This is a genomic window from Mesorhizobium sp. M0317 (genome assembly GCF_040321555.1).
GTDB lineage: Bacteria > Pseudomonadota > Alphaproteobacteria > Rhizobiales > Rhizobiaceae > Mesorhizobium.
Map to the genome: position 1 here is coordinate 126,549 of NZ_JAMYRV010000003.1, position 23,312 is coordinate 149,860.

General features: G+C 63.4%; 15 protein-coding genes. 12 read left to right on the top strand and 3 right to left on the bottom strand.

All coding sequences use genetic code 11. From position 1 onward, the window contains the following. The first annotated feature begins 284 nt into the window (after positions 1–284). The gene (locus tag NKI88_RS04750; protein ID WP_352653959.1) at positions 285–3,191 is read left to right on the top strand and encodes a M16 family metallopeptidase; all 2,907 of its coding nucleotides are present in this window, start codon (positions 285–287) and stop codon (positions 3,189–3,191) included. A gap of 64 nt (positions 3,192–3,255) precedes the next feature. Continuing rightward, positions 3,256–4,449, top strand: a complete 1,194-nt coding sequence (locus tag NKI88_RS04755; protein ID WP_352653961.1) for a TMEM43 family protein — start codon at positions 3,256–3,258, stop codon at positions 4,447–4,449. Positions 4,450–4,535: 86 nt separating this feature from the next. Here the strand turns inward: NKI88_RS04755 and NKI88_RS04760 are convergent, their stop codons facing one another. Both NKI88_RS04760 and NKI88_RS04765 read right to left on the bottom strand, forming a co-directional pair. Further along, positions 4,536–5,567: a histone deacetylase family protein gene (locus NKI88_RS04760; protein WP_023747172.1), complete on the bottom strand. Its 1,032-nt coding sequence runs from the start codon at positions 5,565–5,567 to the stop codon at positions 4,536–4,538. Between the two features lie 24 nt (positions 5,568–5,591). Continuing rightward, positions 5,592–6,245 carry a TetR/AcrR family transcriptional regulator gene (locus NKI88_RS04765; protein ID WP_023686329.1) on the bottom strand — a complete coding sequence of 218 codons (654 nt, stop codon included), beginning with the start codon at positions 6,243–6,245 and terminating at the stop codon, positions 5,592–5,594. 276 nt (positions 6,246–6,521) lie between these two features. Between NKI88_RS04765 and NKI88_RS04770 the strand changes: the two genes are divergently transcribed. From NKI88_RS04770 to NKI88_RS04805, 8 genes are all read left to right on the top strand, one after another. Continuing rightward, entirely contained in the window at positions 6,522–8,201 is a 1,680-nt protein-coding gene (locus NKI88_RS04770; protein ID WP_352653963.1) for an amidohydrolase, read from the top strand. A gap of 156 nt (positions 8,202–8,357) precedes the next feature. Beyond that, positions 8,358–9,458: an ABC transporter ATP-binding protein gene (locus NKI88_RS04775; RefSeq protein ID WP_023691713.1), complete on the top strand. Its 1,101-nt coding sequence runs from the start codon at positions 8,358–8,360 to the stop codon at positions 9,456–9,458. Between the two features lie 2 nt (positions 9,459–9,460). Next, positions 9,461–10,381 carry an ABC transporter permease gene (locus NKI88_RS04780; RefSeq protein WP_023691712.1) on the top strand — a complete coding sequence of 307 codons (921 nt, stop codon included), beginning with the start codon at positions 9,461–9,463 and terminating at the stop codon, positions 10,379–10,381. After that, entirely contained in the window at positions 10,374–11,174 is an 801-nt protein-coding gene (locus NKI88_RS04785; protein WP_023671766.1) for an ABC transporter permease, read from the top strand. The genes NKI88_RS04780 and NKI88_RS04785 overlap by 8 nt, the downstream gene beginning before the upstream one ends. Positions 11,175–11,197: 23 nt before the next feature. Beyond that, positions 11,198–12,232: an ABC transporter substrate-binding protein gene (locus NKI88_RS04790; RefSeq protein WP_023804756.1), complete on the top strand. Its 1,035-nt coding sequence runs from the start codon at positions 11,198–11,200 to the stop codon at positions 12,230–12,232. Between the two features lie 62 nt (positions 12,233–12,294). After that, positions 12,295–13,491, top strand: coding sequence for a serine hydrolase domain-containing protein (locus NKI88_RS04795; protein ID WP_023691711.1), 1,197 nt, complete (start codon positions 12,295–12,297; stop codon positions 13,489–13,491). A 33-nt stretch (positions 13,492–13,524) separates the two neighbouring features. Next, complete coding sequence (locus tag NKI88_RS04800) at positions 13,525–14,706, top strand: serine hydrolase domain-containing protein (protein WP_352653966.1); 1,182 nt, start codon at positions 13,525–13,527, stop codon at positions 14,704–14,706. A gap of 114 nt (positions 14,707–14,820) precedes the next feature. Beyond that, a complete protein-coding gene (locus NKI88_RS04805; RefSeq protein WP_352653968.1) occupies positions 14,821–17,142 on the top strand; it encodes a Tex family protein in 2,322 nt (773 codons plus the stop codon). A gap of 258 nt (positions 17,143–17,400) precedes the next feature. On the opposite strand, the gene NKI88_RS04810 is transcribed toward NKI88_RS04805, so the two are convergent. Beyond that, entirely contained in the window at positions 17,401–18,312 is a 912-nt protein-coding gene (locus tag NKI88_RS04810; RefSeq protein ID WP_023686321.1) for a LysR family transcriptional regulator, read from the bottom strand. Positions 18,313–18,418: 106 nt separating this feature from the next. Between NKI88_RS04810 and NKI88_RS04815 the strand changes: the two genes are divergently transcribed. Together NKI88_RS04815 and NKI88_RS04820 are read left to right on the top strand one after the other, a co-directional pair. After that, on the top strand, positions 18,419–19,615 hold the full coding sequence (locus NKI88_RS04815; RefSeq protein WP_027049851.1) for an acyl-CoA dehydrogenase: 1,197 nt from the start codon (positions 18,419–18,421) through the stop codon (positions 19,613–19,615). Positions 19,616–19,951: 336 nt separating this feature from the next. Further along, on the top strand, positions 19,952–23,311 hold the full coding sequence (locus NKI88_RS04820; protein ID WP_352653970.1) for a transglutaminase family protein: 3,360 nt from the start codon (positions 19,952–19,954) through the stop codon (positions 23,309–23,311). Position 23,312: the final 1 nt, after the last annotated feature.

Below are 23,312 nucleotides of genomic sequence, written 5' to 3' on the forward strand. Positions count from 1 at the left end.
CCGGCTGATTCGGGTCTAATCTACCCGCAGATGAATCCGACATCAAACGCGATTTGACAAAATCAATATTATTGGACTCAAGCGACTCAGGGGCGGCCTTCGCGGCCTTTTCCGCCGCAAAAGGCCTGAAACGCCGACACGAAAAAGCCAGAGGGTGTTGCGATACTGCCGTATCGAGGGCCGATCGATTCCGATAGGGTCTCGGCAGCCGGGAGGGGTGGGCATCCCTTCGGTCATACGGCGGATTTGGCGGCGCTTGCTCGCGGCCATCAGCATCGGGGGTCATGATGAAGCAGGTTTTCCTGGCGTTCACGGTGGTGCTTGCGGTTCTTGCCGGCATGGCAGCGCCCGCCAAGGCTGAGCCGACCGTTACCTATGCGCTCGACAACGGGCTGCAGGTGGTGCTGGTGCCCGACCATCGCGTGCCGAAGGTGGTGATGAACCTGCGCTACCGCGTCGGGTCGATGAATGAACCCGCGGGACGCTCGGGCTTTGCGCATCTGTTCGAACATCTGATGTTTTCCGGCACGCCGGCCTGGCCGAACGTGTTCGGCGCGCACGCCGCGCTCGGCAACGAGATCAATGCCTGGACCACCGAAGACGGCACCGTTTATTACGTCGACGGGCTGTCGTCGTCACTGCCGATGATCCTGTCGCTGGAGGCCGACCGCATGGCCAATCTCGGCCGCTCGGTGACCCAGGCCAAGCTCGATCTGCAGCGCTCGGTGGTCAAGAACGAGATGCGCCAGAACGTGCTCGACAAGGCCGGCGCATCCGGCTGGGAAGCTTTCTGGTCCGGGCTGTTCCCGAAGCCGCATCCCTATAGCCGCATGGTCATCGGCTCGGTCGCCGATCTCGATGCGGCGACGCTCGACGATGTCAGGGGTTTCTTCAACAGCTACTATCTGCCCAACAATGCGGTGCTGGTGCTGGTCGGCGACTTGGAGATCGACGACACCAAGGCGCTAATTGCCGACACGTTCGGCCGCGTGGCGCGCGGCGCCGACGTGGCGCGGCCCGCCGTGCCCGAACCGACGGAGGCGCGGCTGAAACTGGTGCTCGAGGATCGGGTGCCGAGCCCTGTCGTCGTCGTCGGCTTCAGTGGTCCGGTGGCGCAATCGCTCGACAATGTCGCGCTCAGCATCGCCGCCGAACTGCTCGGCAACAGCGAATATGGATTCCTGCGCAACCGGCTGGTCTCGGAACAGGGTATCGCCACCTATGCCAGCGCAAGCTGGACCGCCGGCCTGCTCGGCGGCCGCTTCACCTTCGAGGCGGGCGCCGCCGAAGGTGTTAAGCCGGAAGCGCTGGAAAGCGCGATGAAAGCGGCGTTCGCGGATTTCCTGAAGACACCGCTCGATCCGGCCGATGTCGAGCGTGCGCGCACCGGCCTGTTGCAGGCCGCCCGGCTTGGCAGCGAAGCACTGAAGGATCGCGCCGGCGTCGTCTCCTACAATGCCGACGTGCTCGGCGATGCGCAGAGCGCGATGGTCGACGACCCGCGGGTGAAGGACGCCAGCGTGGCGGATCTCGAGGCAACGATGAAGCGGCTGTTCAAACCGGAAGACGCCAGCGTGCTGGTGCTGAAGCCCGGCCCGCGCGGCGGCTATCCCGATGCACTGATCGGCTCGTCCGGCACACCGCAGCCGTTCACCGCGCCGGAGCGAGCGGCGATCGACATTCCGAAGCATGCGGCCGGGCAAGCGCCTTCGGCAACACTGCCCGCCATGGAAACGGCGACGCTCTCGAATGGCATCAAACTCGTCCACTACACAATGCCGGAAGCGCCGATGGTCTATGTCGCGGCCAGTGCCGCCGGCGGCTGGAACAGCGTGCCGGAAGGCAAGGAGGGATTGCTGGAGCTTGCAGCAAGCATGGCGACACGCGGGGCCGCCGATCGCGGCTCGGCTGATTTCGCCAAGGCGGCCAGCGACATCGGCGCCGGCGTCAGCCACCAGGCCGGAACGCTGGCCACGATGATGACGCTTGGCGTGCCGCCGGAAAAGCTCGACCAGGGTATTGGGCTGCTCGCCGACGCGGTACTGAAGCCTCGTTTCGACAAGACCGAATGGACGGTGCTGATGGCGCAGACGGTCGACTGGCTAAACGGCCGCGAGGCGGATCTGCCCGGCGTTGCCGGCCGCATGGCAAAGGCGACACTGATCCCGCAGGTGCCGGGCAAGGCAGCGGTGGACTGGTCGGCAAAGGCGCTGGCCTCGATCTCGCTCGACGAGGCGAGGGACGCATTCAAGGCGGCGTTCACGCCGAAGGCGGTGACCTTCTACAGCGTCGGCCCGATGCCGGTCGCGACCGTCGCCGCCAGCCTTGAAAAAGCATTCGGCGCGTGGACAAGCGACACCGCCGGCTATGCCGTCGAGCCGTCGCCGGCGGCGCATTTCAACGGGGGACAGAAAGTGCTGCTGGTGCCCGAACCCGGCGCCAGCCAGTCGGCGCTGTTCGTGGCGCGGCCGGCGCCCGGCACCGACGAGAGCGAGCGCGCCGAATCGACCGCGGTCTCCAACCTGCTTGGCGCCGATTTCTCCAGCCGGCTGAATTCGGTGATCCGCGAGGAGAAGGGCTACTCCTATGGCGTGTCGAGCTATCTGATGAGCCCGATGAAGGCCGGCTCGGGATTGGTCGTGGCAACCACCGTCGAGCGCGCCAACACCGGGCCGGCGATTACCGAAATCCTGAAAGGATTTGCCGGCCTGACCACCTTGCCGGTGGCGCAGGACGAAGTCGACCGCACGGTGACTGTCTATCGCCGGGCGCTGGCTGGATCGGCCGAGACGTCGGCTAGTCTGTTCTCCTCGCTGATTGGCGCGGTCGGCAGCGGATCGACGCTGGAGGACCAGCAAACCCGCATGGCGGCGCGCACAAAGCTGACGCTCGATGCGGTTCAGAAACAGGCGCTGGCCCTGGCGTCGCTCGATCCGTCGCTGATCGTGGTGGCGGGCGACCCCGATGTGGTGATGCCGCAGCTTGCCGCGATCGGCCTCAAGGACGTCGAGATCGTCAAGCGTGACGAGGCTGGTGAAGAGACGGCGATGCGGGCGCTCGATCTTCTCGGGGGCAATCGCCAGGCGCCGCTGTCTGCCTCGCCGTGGCGGGTTGGCGATGGCGGCACGACACGGGCGGTGCACGCCTGCGCCGGCGAAAGGGATTGCGGCGCGCAGATCCACGCCGATTGACGGGCTAAACGCGCAGCCGCCGGCCGCGTTGTAATTTTGGGATAACTTTGTTTCGGGGGAAACGATGAGCGATTCATTTCGGGAAGTAACGTCCGTCTCGTGGTTCGGGCGGATCAAGCGCGCGGTCGGCGGGGTCATCTTCGGCCTTATCCTGATCGCGCTGATGGTGATCGGGCTGTTCTGGAACGAGGGCCGCGCCGTGCAGACGGCGCGCTCGCTGGCCGAAGGTTCTGGAGCGGTGGTTTCGGTCGGCGCCGACAGCTTCGATACCGCCAATGACGGCAAGCTGGTTCATGTCAGCGGACTGGTGACGGCGGACAGCGGCCTGGCGGATCCGGATTTCGGCATCGCCACGCAAGGGCTGCGGCTGTCGCGCAGTGTCGAGATGTATCAGTGGAAGGAAGAGTCCAAGTCGGAGACGACCAAGAAGCTCGGCGGTGGCGAAGAGACGGTGACCACCTACAGCTATTCCAAGGTGTGGCACGACAGCCAGATCGACTCGTCGGACTTCAAGAAGCCGGACGGCCACCAGAATCCGCCGATGGAAATCCACGGCCGGACCTTCCAGATTCCTGAGGGCAAGCTTGTCGCCTTCGATCTCGATACGCCAGTGCTGGACCGTATCGAGGGTGACAAGGACTATTCGCTCTCAGCCGACCAGTCGGCGGCGATAAAGGCTGCCTATATCGGAACGAAACCGCTCAGCATCGTCGATGGCAAGATTTATCTCGGCAATGACAACACGACGCCCGCTTTGGGTGACTATCGCATCGGCTACGAACTGGCGCCGCTGGGCGTGATCAGTATCATCGCGCGCCAGGCCGGCAGCCGCTTCGAGCCCTACCAGACGCAAGCCGGCGATGCGCTGCTGATGGTCGATACCGGCAACGTCCCGGCCGAAAAGATGTTCGCCGACGCGGTCAGCGCCAACACGCTGATCACCTGGCTGCTGCGCGGCGCCGGCTTGCTGTTGCTGACCATAGGCTTTGCGCTGTTCCTCAGCCCGATCGGGGTGATCCTCGACGTCATACCCTTCCTCGGCAGCATGGCGCGGATGGGTACCGGCATCATCGCCTTCGTTCTGGCGATCCTGGTCGGCACGGTGACGATCGCGATTGCCTGGTTCTGGTACCGGCCGTTGCTGGCGCTCGCCATCCTGGCGGCAGGCGTGATTGCGGCGGTGATTGTCTACCGCATCGGCCGGTCGCGAAGGCCAGCCGTTCCGGTGGTTGCACCTAACCCGGCTGCGGCCGCCTAGATGGTCGGGGCGGCCGGAGCCGCCCCATATCTCTTTGGCGCAATCCGGCCGGAAAACCGCCTCACACTTATCCTGGAATTGCTTTCCTATTTGTCCTCGAAGCCGGTGAGCACGCCGACGGCGTTGATGCCGATCTCCTCGACGGCGTAGCCGCCTTCCATCACGAACAGCGTCGGCAGGCCGAGCTTGGCCATGCGCCGGCCGATCTTCGGATAGTCCGGGCTTTTCAGCTTGAACTGGCTGATCGGGTCCTTCTCGAAGGTGTCGACGCCAAGGGAGACGATGACGATATCGGGGGCGTAGGCGGCGAGCTTGACGCAGGCATCCTCCAGCGAGGCGTTCCAGGCGTCCCAATTGGTGCCGAAGGGCATGGGATAGTTGACGTTGAAACCTTCGCCGGCGCCGGCGCCGCGTTCATCGGCATGGCCGAGGAAGAACGGATACTCGACCATGGGATCGCCATGCAGGTTGAGAACCTGCACGTCGGCGCGTTCATAGAAGATCTCCTGCGTGCCATTGCCGTGGTGGTAGTCGACGTCGAGGATCGAGACGCGTTCGGCGCCCTGGTCGAGGAACCACTGCGCGGCGACCGCAGCATTGTTGATGTAGCAGTAGCCGCCCATGAACCCGGCACCGGCGTGATGGCCGGGCGGGCGGCAAAGCGCGAAGGCCGACCGCTCGCCACCCTTGACCAAGGCCGCCGCCGTCAGCGCCACGTCGTAGGACGATTTGATCGCGGTCCATGTGCCTTCGACGAAGGTGGCGCCGGCGTCGAAGGAGTAATAGCCGAGCAAGGCGTCGACGCGCTTGGGTGGCACGTCGCCGCGCAGGCCGCGCGTCGGCCAGGTGAAGGGCATCGCCGTGCCATCGAGGCCGGCGGCCTTCCACGCTGGCCAGACGGTTGGCAGGAAGTCGATATAGTCGGCCTTGTGGATGCGCTTGGCGGCTGTGAGATCGTGCTCGACCGGTCCGATGATCGGCCCCAGCTTCTCGCTCTCGACCCGCGCCTTGATGAACTCGGCCCGCGATGGCTTTTCGAAACCCGGCACGATTGCCGACGTGACCAGTTCCATCTGGCCGGCATGGCCGGCATGAAGCGGCGAATAGACAGTCTTCATGAATTTCCTCTCGAAATAGCGAAATCAGTCAAGGTTGAGATAGGGGGTGACCAAAGCGAGCCACATTCTTTCCACATCGTCCTCGATGAGGTCGTATGTCTTGCGATCCCGCTTCAACCCCACAAGCCGGCAGGCGTGCCCGACATCCATCATCAGCACGCCGAGCCGGCTGGCGATCTTGTCTTCAAGGGCCGGGTTCACATGCTGCAGCCACGCGGCGTAAAGCGCGATGATCTGCTCGTCATATTCGTCCTGGATCGGCCTGAGGTCGGCATTGCCGGATATCGCCTCGATCACCGGCATCAGGGTGGCGTTTTCGAGATATATTCTGGAGGTATCGATGAACAGCTTGCGCACCTCCTGCCGAAACTCGTCGCGGTTGGTGGGTGGGGTGACCTCGATGCGCCTGGCGATCACCTCGGGAAACGACGACAGCCAGCGCCGGGCGAGGTCGAGGAGAATGGCTTCCTTGTTGGGAAAGTACTGGTAGACCGAACCGACCGACAGGCCCGCGCGCCGGGCAATGGCGAGCGTCGTCGGCGTCTTGGTTCCTTGCTCCCGCGTCAGGATCAGCGCAGCGTCGAGTATCCTGTCGACGACCTTGCTCGACCGTTCCTGCCGCGGCTGCTTGCGCGGTTCGAGCGCCATCCTGGTTTCGCGGCTGAGACTGCGCTTCACGGATTGATGCCTTCGTTCCCTGCCGGTTCAACACAGGTCCCGGTCTCAACATTGGCGTGGTGTGTTGTCCACAATACATTCGAAATTCGGCACGTTGACAAACGCGAATAATTAGTCGCATTCTTTTATCCACGCTGTTTTGAGAGATCACAAGGGGAATTTCGAAACAGCGCACTGGCATCAGTTTTCGTCCGATAACGACGCTCCAGCGGAGTGGCAGCTTGTCGGACAAGAGGGTTGTCGGTCTCAGCCAGTCGTCAAAAGCGCGGAGTCGCGATGTCTGTCACGGGTGCGGGTCAAAATGCTGATCTGATCGTCATCAATGGTCGCGTGCGGACCATGGACGATGACAATCCCGCCGCCGAGGCGATTGCCGTCAAGGACGGCGCCATCATCGCCATAGGCAACCACGCCGCCATCGAAAAACTCAAGGGAACGACCACAGAGGTGATCGACGCCAAGGGCGGTTCGGTCCTGCCCGGTTTCATCGAAGCCCACATGCATCTGTTCTCGGGAGGGGCCGAGCTCGCGCATCTTCAACTCGGCGGTATCCATGGCTTCGAGGCGCTTCAAAGCGCCATCCGCGACTACGCAACGACGCGGCCCGAGGCGAAAATGCTTGTGGGCCAGGGCGTCGACTACACCGTGCTCGGCGACGAGCGGGTGACACGCCATCATCTCGACGCCATCCTGCCCGACCGCCCCTTCTGCATGGCAGCGCCCGACCACCATACGATGTGGGCCAACACCAAGGCGTTGGAGATAGCCGGCATCCTGAAGGGACGGACGCTCGGTCCGGGCAACGAGATCGTGATGGGTGGCGACGGCCTGGCCGCGGGCGAATTGCGCGAGGGCGAGGCCTTCGGTCCGGTGCTCGACCTTGCCGGCGAAAGCCGGGTGCGGCTGGGGCTGTCGACCGGCGGTGAGCCCGACCCAATGCCGTCGGCCGCCGAGCGGGCCGCTGACCGTGACATCATGCGGCGCGGGCTTGCATGGTGCGCGCGCCACGGCATCACCTCGATCCAGAACATGGACGGCAATCTCTACCAGCTCGAACTGCTTTCCGAGATCGAGGCCGAGGAGGGATTGCCCTGCCGCGTCAAGATCCCGTTCCACTACAAGAATTTCATGACGCTCGACATGCTCGAGAAGGCGTCCGTCATGGCCGAGCGCTACCACAGTGAGTGGCTGTCATCGGGCATGGTCAAGGTGTTCTATGACGGCGTGCTCGATTCCTGGACCGCTGTTATGGTCGAACCCTATGCGGATCGTCCCGACTGGGTCGGCGAGCCGCTGTTCACGCCGCAGCAATTTATCGATCTCGCCGTGGCTATCGACAAACGCGGGCTGCAGATCGCGGTGCACTCGATCGGTGACGGCGCGGTGCGCGCAGTGCTCGACGGTTACGAGGCGGCGCAGAAGCTCAATGGCAAGCGCGACAGCCGGCACAGGGTTGAGCACATCGAGGTCACCACAGCAGCCGACGTGCCGCGTTTTGCCGAACTCGGCGTCATCGCCTCGATGCAGCCGTCGCATCCGCCCGGCGCCATGGATTTTCCACTGGAGCCGACGGTGTCACGCATCGGACCGGCCCGCTGGCCGCTGAGCTATGCCTGGCGCACCCTGAAAAGCGCCGGCGCCCATGTCGTGTTCGCCTCGGACTGGCCGGTGGCAGCGATCGACCCGATCCTGAGCATTCAGGCGGCAGTGCAGCGCAAACCATGGGCAGAAGGCGATCCTGACCAGAGTTTCTCGCTGCAGGAAGCGATTGCCGCCTACACGGTCGAGGGCGCCTATGCCGAATTCGCCGAGCATCGCAAAGGCGTTCTGAAACCCGGCTACATGGCGGATCTGGTGGTTTTGTCGGCCGATATCGAGAAGACGGCGCCGGCCGATCTGCACAAGCTGCGACTGGTGACGACGGTCTGCGGTGGCAAGGTAACCTACCAGGCCTGACAATGGCATGCGGCTTGCACAGCTTGCCGCTTGCAAGACGAAATGACCGACTGAACTGTGGTTCAATGCCGGACTTGCCAACCAACCGGCCGTGTGGTCACATCGAACAGGGGAAAAACTCCGCCAGCAAGAGCGGGGTCAACAGTGAGGCGTATCGTGCCGGAAAAACCGGATCGGAATGCAATTGAAGTCGTAAACGTCAGTAAAATTTTCGGATCGGGTGAGGGGCAGGTTGCTGCCCTCGATACGGTCTCGGTATCCATCCGCGAGAATGAGTTCTTCACCCTGCTGGGACCATCCGGCTGCGGCAAGACCACGTTGCTGCGGCTGATTGCCGGCTTCGACTTTCCAACCGCCGGCGAAATCCTCCTCTACGGTCAGGACATCGCGCCGTTGCCGCCCTTCAAGCGGCCGGTCAACACCGTCTTCCAATCCTACGCGCTGTTCCCGCATATGACGGTCGCCGACAATATCGGCTTTGGCCTGGAAATGCTGGGCAAGCCGAAGGCCGAGATCAAGGCGCGCGTCGCCGAGATGCTGAAACTGGTGAAGATGGAGGCGCTGGCGGGTCGCCGAACCAGCCAGATCTCCGGCGGCCAGCAGCAGCGCGTGGCGCTCGCCCGGGCGCTGGCGCCGCAGCCCAAGGTGCTCCTGCTCGACGAACCGCTCTCGGCGCTCGACTACAAGCTGCGCAAGGAAATGCAGATCGAATTGAAGCGGCTGCAGCACGAGACCGGAATTACCTTCATCTTCGTCACCCACGACCAGGAGGAAGCGCTGACCATGTCGGACCGCATCGCGGTGATGTCGTCGGGCAAAATCCTGCAGGTCGGCTCGCCGCGCGACATCTACGACCGGCCGGCCGAGCGTTTCGTCGCCGACTTCATCGGCGAGTCGAACTTCCTCAAGGCGGATGTGGTTAGCGCGACTGGTGGCCGGGCGACGGTGAAGCTGCCGTCTGGTGTGGAAATCCCAGCCTCGCTGCCGGAAGGCTTCAGCCCCAGCGGCAAGGTCACCATCGTCGTGCGTCCAGAGCATGCGCAGTTGGGCACGGCCAGCCCGAGCGCTTCGCTGTCCGGCACCGTCGAAAACATCGTCTATCTCGGCACCGACACGCACTTCCATCTGCGCCTTGCCGGTGGCGAGCCGTTCATCGTGCGGCGTCAGAACAGCCGCGGCGCCGGTGACGGCTTCGTGCAGGGCGGCCAGATCGGCATCATGATCGGCAACGACGCCGCGCAAGTGCTGAAGGACTGATCATGGCGACCGCGGAACAAGTCGCCAAGGCAGCGGAGCGACGCGATGTGCGCGACCGGTGGCTGCTGTCAGCGCCAGCCTTGCTGGTGATCTTCCTCGCCGCGACCGGCCCCTTGCTGATCGTGCTGATCTACTCGTTCCTGACGCCTGGCCCCTATGGCGATGTGAAGTGGCAGTTTTCGCCCGATGCCTGGCTGTCGGTGTTCATGGAACGCGACATTTTCGACGATACGCTTTCGCTTGCGGCAGCGCATGTCACCATCTTCTGGCGCTCGATCAAGCTGGCGGTGATAACGACGATCGCCACTTTGGCATTGGGGTTTCCAACCGCCTATTTCATGGCGACGCGCAGCGAGAAAACCAGGGATCTCTGGCTGTTCCTGATCACCATTCCGTTCTGGACCAACCTTCTGATCCGCACCTTCGCCGTGCTGCAGATCATCCGCAACGAAGGCATCATCAACACCATCCTTATCAAGCTTGGTATCGTCTCAGCGCCGGTGCAGATCCTCTTCACCGACACGGCGATTCTGATCGGCATGGCCTATGTCTATCTGCCGCTGATGGTGCTGCCGATCTATGCCAGCATGGAGAAGCTTGATTTTCGCCTCGTCGAGGCGGGCTACGACCTCTACGCGACCCGATTCAAGGTATTGCGGAAGATCATTTTCCCGCTGGTCAAACCCGGCGTCATTGCCGGCTCCATCCTGGTCTTCATTCCAGCCCTTGGCGCCTATGTGACGCCGAGCGTGCTTGGCGGCGGCAAGAATATGATGCTGTCCAACCTGATCGAATTGCAGTTCGGCCAAGGCCGCAACTGGCCGCTCGGCTCGGCGCTGTCGATCACGGTGATGATCATCGTCATGGTGGCGCTGCTTGCCTATGTGCGCAATGCCGGCAAGTCGGGGGCGCGGCATGGCTAAGAACTTTTCCATCAAGCACCAGACCGGCTTCACGGTGATCGCTGCGACCTGTTTTATCGTGCTCTATCTGCCGATCATCGTGCTGGTCGCCTATGCCTTCAACGCGGCGAACTCGACGTCCGAATGGGGCGGCTTTTCGATGCGCTGGTTCCAGTCGGCTTGGCAGAACGTGCAAGTTATCGACGCGACGCTACGCTCGTTCCAGATCGGCGCCGTCGCTGCGGTGCTGTCGACAATCTTTGCCACCATGGCCGCGCTCGCCACCACGCGCACCGCGTCCTATCCGGGCCTCACCTTCAAATATGCGGCGATCAACCAGCCGCTGATGGTGCCCGAGATCGTCACGGGCGTGGCGCTGCTGATCTTCTTCTCGCGCATCAAGATCTTCACCGGCTATTCCGGCATTGGCTATCTGATCGCCGCGCACACGGCGTTCTGCATCCCGTTCGCCTATCTGCCGATCCGGGCGCGGCTGGAAAACATGGACCTGACGCTGGAGCGCGCGGCCGCCGATCTGTACGCGACGCCTTGGAAGACCTTCCGCCGCATCACGCTGCCGCTTTTGTGGCCCGGCATACTGGCCGGACTGATGCTGGCCTTCGTCATCTCGCTCGATGACGTCGTCATCACCGAGTTTGTCAAATCGGGCGGCCAGGATACGCTGCCCACCTACATGCTCGGCCAGATCCGCCGCGGCATCACGCCTGAGATCAACGCGATATCGACCGCCTTCCTGCTGCTTTCGGTCGCGATCGTCACGTTGTTTTTCTTCGTCAGCAGGAAAAGAGACTGAACCGACAAATGGGAGCTAAAACCATGAACTGGAAAACAACGACAGCCGCCATGGGGTTGGCGCTGCTCGCAACGACGAGCCTGGCCCGCGCCGATGGCGAGCTGAACATCTACAATTGGGGCAACTATACCAGCCCCGACGTGATCAAAAAGTTCGAAGCCAAATACAACGTCAAGGTGACCATCACCGATTACGATTCCAACGATACGGCGCTCGCCAAGGTACGCCAGGGCGGCACCGGCTTCGACATCGCCGTTCCGTCGCAAACCTACGTGCCGATCTGGATCAAGGAGGGCCTCGTGCAGGAGACCGATCCGGGCAAGATGGAGAACTTCAAGAACGTGGCGCCGGAATGGGCCAATCCAGACTTCGACCCCGGCCGCAAATATTCCGTGCCGTGGGCGCTGGGCACCGTCGGCGTCGTCGTCAACACCGATGCCTACAAGGGACCAGCCGACAGCTGGGGCATCATCTTCAACACGCCGGACGAGCTGAAGGGCAAGACCAATGTCGTTCCCGAGATGAATGACGTTATCTTCGCGGCGATCAAATATGTCGGCGGCCAGCAGTGCACCGACGACAAGACGGTGCTGAAGAAGGTGCGCGACACGCTTGTCGCGGCCAAGCCGAACTGGATCGCCATGGAATACAACACCATCGAAAAGATGGGCGCCGGCGACTTCAAGGCGACCAGCGACTGGAACGGTTCGGCGCTGCGTCAGCGGCTGGCCAATCCGGCCATCCATTACAATTATCCGAAGGAAGGCTACGGCCTGTGGAGCGATAACGTCGTCGTTCTCAAGGAAGCCAAAAATGTCGAGAACGCCAAGCTGTTCCAGAACTTCATCATGGATCCGGAAAACGCGGCCGGCCTCTCGGCCTTCCACCGTTACGCAAACGCCATTACCGGCTCGGACAAATACATGCCGGCCGATATGAAGGATGCCCCGGAAGTCGTCATTCCGGAGGCTGCGAAGGCACAAGGCGAATTCCAGAAGATGTGCGCGCCTGAGATCCAGGACATCTACACCAAGATCTGGACCGAACTGCAGAAATAACCGCAGTCTGACAGACCCGGCGGCCTGCGCCGCGGGGTCTTTTCTTTTCCGGAATGGCTTTCATGGACTCCTATCGCAACAGCGATCCGCGGCCGTCGATCATGCAGGGCTCGCCGCCTCAAATGGTGCTGCCGAAGCTCGACTGGGACCGGCCGCCATGGAATCGCTGGGCCTTCCAACACATCCGCGAATTCCTGCCGACCATCGAGGTCTGGCGCGGTAATGGCCATCGCCATCGTCTTGAGCGCGCAGAGACCGATCTCGACGCGCTGCCGGTGGAAGACAGCAAGGGCCGTCCGACGACGCTCGTTGGCCTGCTCGACGAGACCTACACGGACGGCTTCCTGGTGCTCAAAGACGGCAAGGTCGCCTATGAGCGCTATTTCAACGGCATGGCCGAGCGCACGCTGCATCTGTCGCAGTCGATGGCGAAGTCGGTAACAGGCACCGTGTTCGGTATTCTGGTTGGGCGCGGCTTGATCGACCCGGCCAAACCGGTGAGCGCCTATCTGCCGGAGCTCGGCGCGACCGGCTGGGACGGCGCCAGCGTGCAGCATGTGCTGGATATGACCACCGGCGTGCGGTTTTCCGAGGAATACACCGACCGTTACTCCGACATCGGCCAGGTTGATGTCGCCACGGGCTGGAAGCCGGTGCCGCCGGACAGCGATCCGGATTTCCAATGGCCGCCGCATCTGTTCGAGTTGATCCTGCAGCTGAAGGACAAGGTGCGGCCGCATGGCGCCGCGTTCGAGTACCGCTCGATCGAGACCGACGTGCTTGCCTTCATCATGGAGCGGGTCACCGGTAAACGTCTGGCGCAGCTGGTGTCCGAGGAGCTGTGGCAGAAGCTCGGCGCCGACGAAAGCGCTTGCTTCACGGTCGACAGCGCCGGCTATGCGCTGGCCGATGGCGGCTTCAACGCGACGCTGCGCGATTACGCCCGCTTCGGCCAGCTGATCCTCGACAAGGGCCGCGGCATCGTGCCGGCCGACTGGATCGAGGCGACGCGCAACGGCAAGCATGGGCCGGACTTCAATCCGAGCCTGCCGGAGGGCAGCTATCGCAACCAGTTCTGGATCGAGAATCCGCGCACGCGCGCTTTGATGTGCCGAGGCGTGTTCGGGCAGATGATCCATATCGACTGGGACACCGGCATGGTCGTGGTCAAGCTTTCAAGCTATCCGGATTTCAGCAATGTCGCCTATTCGGTGGCAACGCTGAAGGCGGTGCACGCCATCGCCAAGGCGCTTGGTTGACCCACAACAAACCATCCCTCTGAGGAAACGTTCATGACCGGCAAGACTGCGTTCGAGACCCGCTACGGCTTTGCCCGCAATGAGGTGCTGCTCTCCAACTGGCGCGAAAGCCCGTTCAACCGCTGGTCGTTCCAGAACCTTGGCGAGCTGGTGCCGACCGCTCCCGTGGCGGCGACGCCGGGAAGCGTCGAAGCGCCGGTGCGGGACCTGAGCGGCCTGCTCGGCGAAAAGGTTTCGATCGCCAGCGCCCCGGAAACGGTGGCCGAATTCCTCACACGTTCGAGCAGCGACGCGCTGACGGTGATGAAGGCTGGCAAGGTCATCGGCGACTGGTTCGCGCCCAATATGGATTTCGGCGCCCGTCACATCATCTTTTCGATCAGCAAATCGGTCACCGCGATCATCGCCGGAATACTGGAAGGCGAGGGCGTGTTCGACCCGGAAGCGCCGGTGACCCAGTACATTCCGGAAGCCGCCGGTTCGGCCTATGCCGATGCAAGCTGCCGGCATGTGCTCGATATGAGCGTCAGCCTCGACTTCGAGGAGGCCTATCTCGATCCCGAAAGCGCCTTTGCCCGTTACCGTCGCGCTACGCTGTGGAATCCGGGCGGCGGCACTGAAAGCTTGCGCGAATTCATTCTGACCTTGCAGCGGCTCGAAGAACCGCACGGCAAAACCTTCCGCTACCGTTCGCCCAATTCCGATCTGCTCGGCCTGTTGCTCGAACGAGCTTCCGGCCAGCGCTTCCCGGACCTGATGCGCGAGAAACTGTGGCTGCCGCTGGGTGCTGTCAGCGAGGCTTCGATCGGCGTCGACATGGAAGGTACGGCGCGCACCGCCGGCGGCACTTCGGTGACGCCGCGCGACCTGGCGCGTATTGGCGAGATGGTGCGGCAGGGCGGCACGGCCAATGGGCGGCGCATCGTGCCGGAAGCCTGGGTGCACGATACGACTGTTGCCGGCGGCAGCGCGGAGGCTTGGCAGCGCGGCACGATGGTGCATCTGTTCCCGAAGGGCCGCTATCGCAACAAGTGGTACCAGACGGGTGCGGCAAACGGTGCTTTCTGCGGCATCGGCATCCACGGCCAATGGCTCTACGTCGATCCGAAGATGGAAGTGGTGATTGCAAAAATGGGGTCGCAGCCGGTGCCTGAAGATTATCCGCTCGAACGCGAGATCGTTGCCTTTTTCGAGGCGCTGAGCGGGATGGTCTGAGGACGAGCCAAAGCAAGGCGCTTTCCTGTGGACCTCTTTGACGCTTGAGAACACTGCGGTTGGCGTGACGGACATCAGCGCCTATGGTCGCCGCTCTTTGCGACAGGGACCAGCATGGCAGCAGACAGCAAACGCATCGCATCCATCATCGCGGCAGAGATCGGGGCGCGGCCGGAGCAGGCATCGGCAGCTATAGGGCTGCTCGATGAGGGCGCGACGGTGCCGTTTGTGGCGCGCTACCGCAAGGAGGTCACCGGCGGGCTCGACGACACCCAATTGCGCGACCTTGCCGAGCGATTGGCCTATCTGCGCGAACTCGATGCGCGCCGCGATACCATTCTCGGTTCGATCCGCGAGCAGGGCAAGCTGACCGAAGAACTTGAGGCCAAAATTGTGGCTGCCGCCACCAAGGCTGAACTGGAAGACATCTACCTGCCCTACAAGCCCAAGCGGCGCACCAAGGCCGAGATCGCCCGGGAGCGCGGGCTGGGGCCATTGGCGGAGGCTATTTTGGCCAACCGGTCGTTGGTGCCCGCCGAGGCGGCGCTGGCTTATGTGACCGAGGATGTGACCGACGCCAAGGCCGCACTGGAAGGCGCACGCGACATCCTGTCGGAACAGTTCGCGGAAAATGCCGATCTGGTCGGCAACCTTCGCACCTACATGAAGGAGCGCGCTTTCATGCGTGCCCGTGTCGTCGACGGTAAGCAGGAGGCCGGGGCGAAATTCTCCGACTATTTCGAGCACGTCGAGCGTTGGGCAAATGTTCCGAGCCACCGCGCGCTGGCCATGCTGCGCGGCCGCAACGAAGAGGTGTTGTCGCTCGACATCGAGGTCGATGCCGACGATGCCTCGCCGGTGAAGCCGGTCGAGCGGATGATCGCCAATGCCTACGCCATCGGCGGCAGCCTGCCGGGCGACCGCTGGCTGATGGAAGTCGCCGGCTGGACCTGGCGGATCAAGCTTTCGCTGCACCTGACGCTCGATTTAATGCGTGACCTGCGCGAGCGGGCGGAGGAAGAGGCGATCCATGTCTTTGCACGCAACCTCAAGGATTTGCTGCTGGCAGCGCCCGCCGGATCGCGTCCGACCATGGGGCTCGATCCCGGCATCCGCACCGGCGTCAAGGTCGCGGTGGTAGATGGCACCGGCAAGGTGCTGGCGACGACGACGGTCTATCCATTTCCGCCGCGGAACGATGTGCGCGGCACACAGGCCCAGCTCGCAGCACTCATCCGCCAGCATAAGGTCGAGCTGATCTCGATCGGCAACGGCACCGGCAGCCGCGAGACTGAAAAGCTGGTCGCCGACATGCTGTCCGACATGCCTTCGGATGGTGGGCCAAAGCCGCTCAAGGTGATCGTCAGCGAAGCCGGCGCCTCGGTCTATTCGGCCTCCGCGACAGCGGCGGCTGAGTTTCCCGGGCTCGACGTGTCGCTGCGCGGTGCGGTGTCGATCGCCAGGCGCCTGCAGGACCCGCTCGCCGAACTGGTCAAGATCGAGCCGAAATCGATCGGCGTCGGCCAGTACCAGCATGATGTCGACCAGTACCGGCTTGGCCGCTCGCTGGAGGCGGTGGTGGAGGACGCGGTGAATGCTGTCGGCGTCGATCTCAACACCGCCTCGGCGCCGCTTTTGGCCCGCGTGTCAGGCCTAGGCGCGTCGCTTGCCGATGCCATTGTCGCGCATCGCGATGCGACCGGGCCGTTCGCCAGCCGCAAGGAGCTGCTCAAGGTAGCGCGGCTCGGACCGCGCGCGTTCGAACAGTCCGCAGGCTTCCTGCGCATTGCCAATGGCAGCGAGCCGCTCGACGCCTCGTCGGTCCATCCGGAAGCCTATGGCGTGGCCAAGAAGATCGTCGCCGCCTGCGGTCGCGATGTGCGCTCGCTGATGGGAGACAGTGCCGCGCTCAAGGCGCTCGATCCGCGAGTCTTCGTCGACGAACGCTTCGGCCTGCCGACGGTGCGCGACATCATTGCCGAACTGGAAAAGCCCGGCCGCGATCCGCGCCCCGGCTTCAAGACCGCGACCTTTGCCGATGGCATCGACGATATCAAGGATCTGAAGCCCGGCATGCTTCTCGAAGGCACCGTCACCAATGTCGCGGCCTTCGGCGCCTTCGTCGATATAGGCGTGCATCAGGACGGGCTGGTGCACGTCTCGCAACTCGCCGACCGCTTCATCAAGGACGCGCATGAGGTGGTGAAGGCCGGCGACGTGGTGAAGGTGCGGGTCGTCGATGTCGACATCAAGCGCAAGCGCATCGCGCTGTCCATGCGCAAGGACGGCGGCGAGGGCGGGACGCCGAAGGGGCCGCGCGACAATGGCGGCGGCAAGCCGGCGCAACCTTCGCCGATGCCGCAGCGTCAGCCGGAACGACCGGCACAGCAAGGCGCGTTTGGCGCAGCACTGGCCGATGCCTTGAAGCGGAAGTAGCCTCGAATGGTTCCTTGCAATCGCTAGAGCGTTATCTACCATCCTTGTGTGGAGATACGCGCGATATGGCAAGTTTCGAGAAAGTGAGTGTCCAAGAGTTGGGGCGTCTTGGGACGAGGGCATGGCGAGTGGCAGTTCGGTCGATGGAGACCAGGCTTTCGCCCGGATCAAAAGCAAGCTCGATGCGAAAGTTGCCGAACGCAAGTCGCAAAAACGCTGCGCTTCCAGCCGGAAACCGTGCCGATGAAGCGGAAGTAGCTACCAGGCCAGAACGGCCGGTTCCTTCTCAACCTGGCCCAGCAGCCAGTCGCGAAAGCTGACGACGGGCGGGTGGCCGCGCTTGTCGTTCGGGACGACGAGGTAGTAGGCGCTGCGGCTTTGCATCGGCTGTCCCGGCGCCGGCACGAGCTGACCGCGCTGCAATTCGCCGGCGATAAGAACTTGCGGCAGGAGCGCGACGCCAAGCCCCGCCATGCAGGCTTGGGCAACGGTGCCGAATTGCTCGAACTGCATGCCGGGTCCGATCGGTGCGCTCAAGCCCTGTTCCTCGAACCATTCGCCCCAGGCCCCGGGACGCGTCGCCATGTGCAGCAGCGGCAGGCGGCTGATGTCGGCCGCCGTGGTGATATCGCGGCTGGCAAGGAAGTCGGGCGAAACCACCGGCATCACGGTTTCGCGCATCAACAATGTGGAATCGGCGTCCGGCCAGTCGGGCTGGCCATGATGGATGGCGGCGTCGAGCCGCTCGCGGGCGAAGTCGAAGCGGCCGATGCGGGTGACAAAGTTGATGGTGATGTCAGGGTTTTCTGCGACGAAATCCGGGATCAGAGGCATCAACCAGCGCGTGCCGAAGGTCGGCAGTATGGCGAGGTTCAGCATGCCGCTATGCCGATTGCTCATCAATCCGAGCGCGGCGTCGCGCAATTGCCCGAGTGCCGCCCGCACGGCTTCGGCATAGATTTCGCCCGCCGTGGACAGCCGAACATTGCGGCTGTCGCGCTCGAACAGCCGGCGGCCGAACTGTTCCTCCAGAAGGGCTATCTGGCGGCTGACGGCCCCTTGGGTCAAATCGAGTTCCTGGGCGGCAGCGGTGAAGGAGCCAAGGCGGGCCACGGCCTCGAAGGCGGCAAGGGCGCTGGTGCTGGGCAAAAGCCGGCGTTGGACGTTCATGATCCATTACTAAACCTCATTGATCGGTGATGCAATTTTGTTTGATTTTTCCGAAGCGGAGGTGGATAAGCCCGAGCACTTCAAGATTTTGGGAGAGAGCGAAGCCATGGCCGCCGACAAGAACGCGTTCGTCTGGGAAGACCCCTTCCTGATCGAGAACCAGCTTTCCGAGGATGAGCGCATGGTGCGCGATGGCGCGGCCGCCTTTGCCGCCGACAAGCTCGCGCCGCGCATCGAGGAGGCCTATCTCGAGGAAAAGACCGACGCCGGCATTTTTCGCGAGATGGGCGAGGCCGGCCTGCTCGGCATCACCATTCCCGAGGAATATGGCGGGCTCGGCGCCAATTACGTCACCTACGGGTTGGTGGCGCGCGAGGTCGAGCGGGTCGATTCCGGCTACCGCTCGATGATGTCGGTGCAATCGTCGCTGGTGATGTACCCCATCCATGCCTATGGCACGGAAGAGCAGCGCAAGAGATACCTGCCGAAGCTGGCTTCGGGCGAATGGATCGGCTGTTTCGGCCTGACCGAGCCGGATGCCGGTTCCGATCCGGGCGGCATGAAGACGCGGGCCGAGAAGACGGCGAACGGCTACAAGATTTCCGGCTCGAAAATGTGGATATCCAACGCGCCGATCGCCGACGTGTTCGTGGTCTGGGCGAAGCTGAAGGGCGACAACGGCAAGGACGAAATCCGCGGTTTCGTGCTGGAGAAGGGCATGAAGGGGCTGTCGGCGCCGAAGATCGGCGGCAAGCTCAGCCTTAGGGCCTCGATCACCGGCGAGGTGGTGATGGAAGGCGTCGAGGTTGGCGAAGACGCGCTGCTGCCCAACGCCAGGGGCCTCGGCGGCCCATTCGGCTGCCTCAACCGGGCCCGCTACGGCATTTCCTGGGGCGCGATGGGCGCCGCCGAGGATTGCTGGCACCGGGCCCGGCAGTATGGACTCGACCGCAAGCAGTTCGGCAAGCCGCTCGCCGGCACGCAGCTGTTCCAGAAAAAGCTCGCCGACATGCAGACCGAGATCGCGCTCGGCCTGCAGGGCTCGCTGCGCGTCGGGCGGCTGATGGATGAAGGCAAGATGGCCCCAGAAATGATCTCCATCGTCAAGCGCAACAATTGCGGCAAGGCGCTTGACATCGCCCGCCAGGCCCGCGACATGCATGGCGGCAACGGCATCCAGATCGGCTACCACGTCATGCGCCACGCGCAGAACCTGGAGACGGTCAACACCTATGAAGGCACGCATGACGTGCATGCGCTGATCCTTGGCAGGGCTCAGACGGGGATACAGGCGTTTTTCTGAGCCCTCTGCTTCGTCCGGCACTGCGGGGCAGGATCTTTTCAGGGCAGGATGTGAACAGGATCGTTCTGCACGTTGCATTCTTCGGCTGATGTCCCGGCATGGATCCCGGGGTCTGCGCCGCGTCGCTTCGCTCCTTGCTTCGCCCCAGGATGACGAAGGCGCGAAGGGCTTCGCTAACCCCGACGTCTAAGGCAGGCACGGGCGGTGACCCCGCCGCTAAGCACGGTTCCGCGGTCGTTAGCTGCTTAATTTAGGTGCAGCGCAACATCTCTGCTTGGAGAATGGCCAATAGATGTGTCAGGGTTCGGCTGAAGAAACGCCGATCTCCGGGGCCCCATGGCAATACTGGCAGCCGTCTACCACCTGACCCATTACAAATATGACCGGCCGGTGGTTCTCGGGCCCCAGGTCATCAGGCTGCAGCCGGCACCGCATTCCCGCACCAAGGTGCTCAGCCATTCGCTGAACGTCGGGCCGGCGAACCACTTCGTCAATCTGCAGCAGGACCCCTACGGCAATTTCCTCGCCCGCTTCGTCTTCCCGGAACCGGTGACGGAATTGAAGATCGAGGTCGACCTCGTCGCCGACATGACGGTCTACAATCCGTTCGATTTCTTCGTCGAACCATCGGCCGAGACCTTCCCGTTCGAGTACCCCGAAGACATCAGGGACGATCTCGCCATCTACCGCACGCCGGAGCCGGCGGGGCCGCTGCTGTCTGCTTTCCTCGCAAACATCGACCGTAGCGCCACCAACACCGTCAACTTCGTCGTCGACCTCAATGCGCGGCTGCAGCGCGAAATCGCCTATATCGTGCGGATGGAAACCGGCGTGTTCTCGCCGGAGGAAACGCTGGCCGCGAAAAAGGGATCGTGCCGGGATTCGAGCTGGCTGCTGGTGCAAATCCTCAGGAATCTCGGCATCGCCGCTCGTTTCGTCTCCGGCTATCTGATCCAGCTGAAGCCCGATCTGGTCGCGCTCGATGGCCCAGCCGGGACCGCCGTAGACTTCACCGACCTGCACGCCTGGTGCGAGGTCTATCTGCCGGGCGCCGGCTGGATCGGCTTCGATCCGACGTCCGGCCTGCTCACCGGCGAAAGCCATGTGCCGCTGGCGGCCACGCCGCATTTCCGCAACGCCGCACCCATTTCCGGCATGGCGAGCTTCGCCAATGTCGAATTCGGCTTCGACATGCGTGTCGACCGCATCGCCGAACATCCGCGCATCACCAAGCCATTCTCGGACGAAAGCTGGCAGGCGCTGGATGTGCTGGGCAACAAGGTCGACGCCGCACTTCAAGCGGGCGACGTCAGGCTGACCATGGGCGGCGAGCCGACCTTTGTCTCCATCGACGATTTCGAGTCCGCCGAGTGGAACACCGCCGCCGTCGGCCCGACCAAGCGCGAAAAGGCCGATGCGCTGATCCGTAAATTGTGCGAACGCTTCGCGCCGGGCGGCTTCCTCCACTACGGCCAGGGCAAATGGTATCCGGGCGAGAGCCTGCCGCGTTGGACCTTCTCGCTGTATTGGCGCACCGACGGCCAGCCGGTGTGGAGCGATCCGTCGCTGATCGCACACGAAAAGAGCGATGCGGAGGTCGGGCCGCAGCAAGCCGAAAGCTTGCTGACGGCAATCGCCGGCGAACTCGGCATCGACAAGGCGATGGTCAGCGAGGCCTATGAGGACCCGGCCGAATGGCTGCTCAAGGAAGGCAAGCTGCCCGACAATGTCGATCCGTCCAACTCCAAGCTGGAAGACCCGGAAGAGCGCAGCCGCATGGCGAAAGTGTTCGAGCGCGGGCTGACCAGGCCGTCCGGCTACGTGCTGCCGGTGCAGCGCTGGAACAGCCAGGCTTCGGACCCGCGCTGGCGCTCGGAGAAGTGGAAGACACGGCGCGGGCGGCTGTTCCTGGTGCCGGGCGATTCGCCTGTCGGTTACCGCCTGCCGCTGGGCACGCTGCCCTATGTGCCGCCGGCGCAGTTCCCCTATATTGTGCCGGTCGATCCGTCGCTGCCGCGTGGACCGCTGCCGGCGCGGGAAGCCATACTGCCAGAACCGGCTCCGGCCGAGCTGGAAGGCGCCGACGAGATGGCACGACGCCAGCAGGCGATTTCTTTCACGGCGACGACCGGCCAGCAGGATAGGGTCGAACAGGAGATCACCGAGATCGGCGGCGCTGTGCGTACAGCACTTTCGGTCGAGCCGCGCGATGGCAGGCTGTGCGTCTTCATGCCGCCGGTCGAGGCGCTGGAAGACTATCTCGAGCTCGTCGCAGCCGCAGAAAACGCGGCCAAGGCGATCGGCCTTCCCGTGCATATCGAAGGCTATGGACCGCCGCACGATCCGCGCCTCAACGTCATCAGGGTGGCACCCGATCCCGGCGTCATCGAGGTCAACATCCATCCGGCTGCCAACTGGCAGGACTGCGTGGCGACGACGACGGCGATTTACGAGGAAGCACGGCAGACACGGCTTGGCGCCGACAAGTTCATGATCGATGGCCGCCACACCGGTACCGGCGGCGGCAACCATGTCGTCGTCGGCGGCGCAACGCCCAATGACAGCCCGTTCCTGCGCCGGCCCGATCTGTTGAAGAGCCTGGTGCTGCAATGGCAGCGGCGCCCGTCGCTATCCTATTTATTCTCCGGCCTGTTCATCGGCCCGACTAGCCAAGCGCCTCGCTTCGACGAGGCGCGGCACGACTCACTTTACGAACTCGAGATCGCGATGGCGCAGGTGCCGCACCCGGGCCAGGGCAACCCACCGCTGCCTTGGCTGGTCGACCGACTGTTTCGCAACCTGTTGACCGATGTCACCGGCAATACGCACCGCTCGGAAATCTGCATCGACAAGCTGTTTTCGCCCGATGGCCCGACCGGCCGGCTTGGGCTTGTCGAGTTCCGCGGTTTCGAGATGCCGCCCAATGCGCGCATGTCGCTGGCGCAGCAATTGCTGGTGCGCGCCATCATCGCCAGTGCGTGGAAGAACCCGCTTGATGGCCGCTTCGTGCGCTGGGGCACCTCGCTCCATGACCGTTTCATGCTGCCGCACTATGTCTGGGCGGATTTCCTCGACGTGCTCGACGACCTCAAGCTCAACGGGTTCGAATTCCGGCCGGAATGGTTCGATGCCCAGCTGGAGTTCCGCTTTCCGTTCTGCGGCGAAGTCCAGCATGCCGGCATCAAGCTGGAACTGCGGCAGGCGCTGGAGCCGTGGCATGTGATGGGTGAGCAAGGCGCCATCGGCGGCACCGTGCGCTTCGTCGATTCCTCGGTCGAACGGCTGCAGGTCAGGACCGAAGGCCTCAACCCGGAACGTCATGCCATTGTCTGCAATGGCCGAATCGTGCCGATGAAGGTCACTGACAATCGCGAGGTCGCGGTGGCCGGTGTGCGCTTCAAGGCCTGGCAGCCTTCGTCGGGCCTGCATCCGGCGCTGCCGGTCAACACGCCTTTGGTCTTCGACATTTACGACCGTTGGTCGGGGCGGGCGGTGGGCGGCTGCGTCTACCATGTCGCGCATCCAGGTGGGCGCAGCTACGACACTTTCCCGGTCAACGGCAATGAGGCCGAGGCGAGGCGTCTCGCCCGCTTCGAGCCGCGCGGCCATACGCCGTCGGCCTATGTGCTGCGCAATGAAGAAGCCTCTGAAGACTTCCCCATGACCCTTGACCTCAGGCGGCCAGCAAGACTCTGAT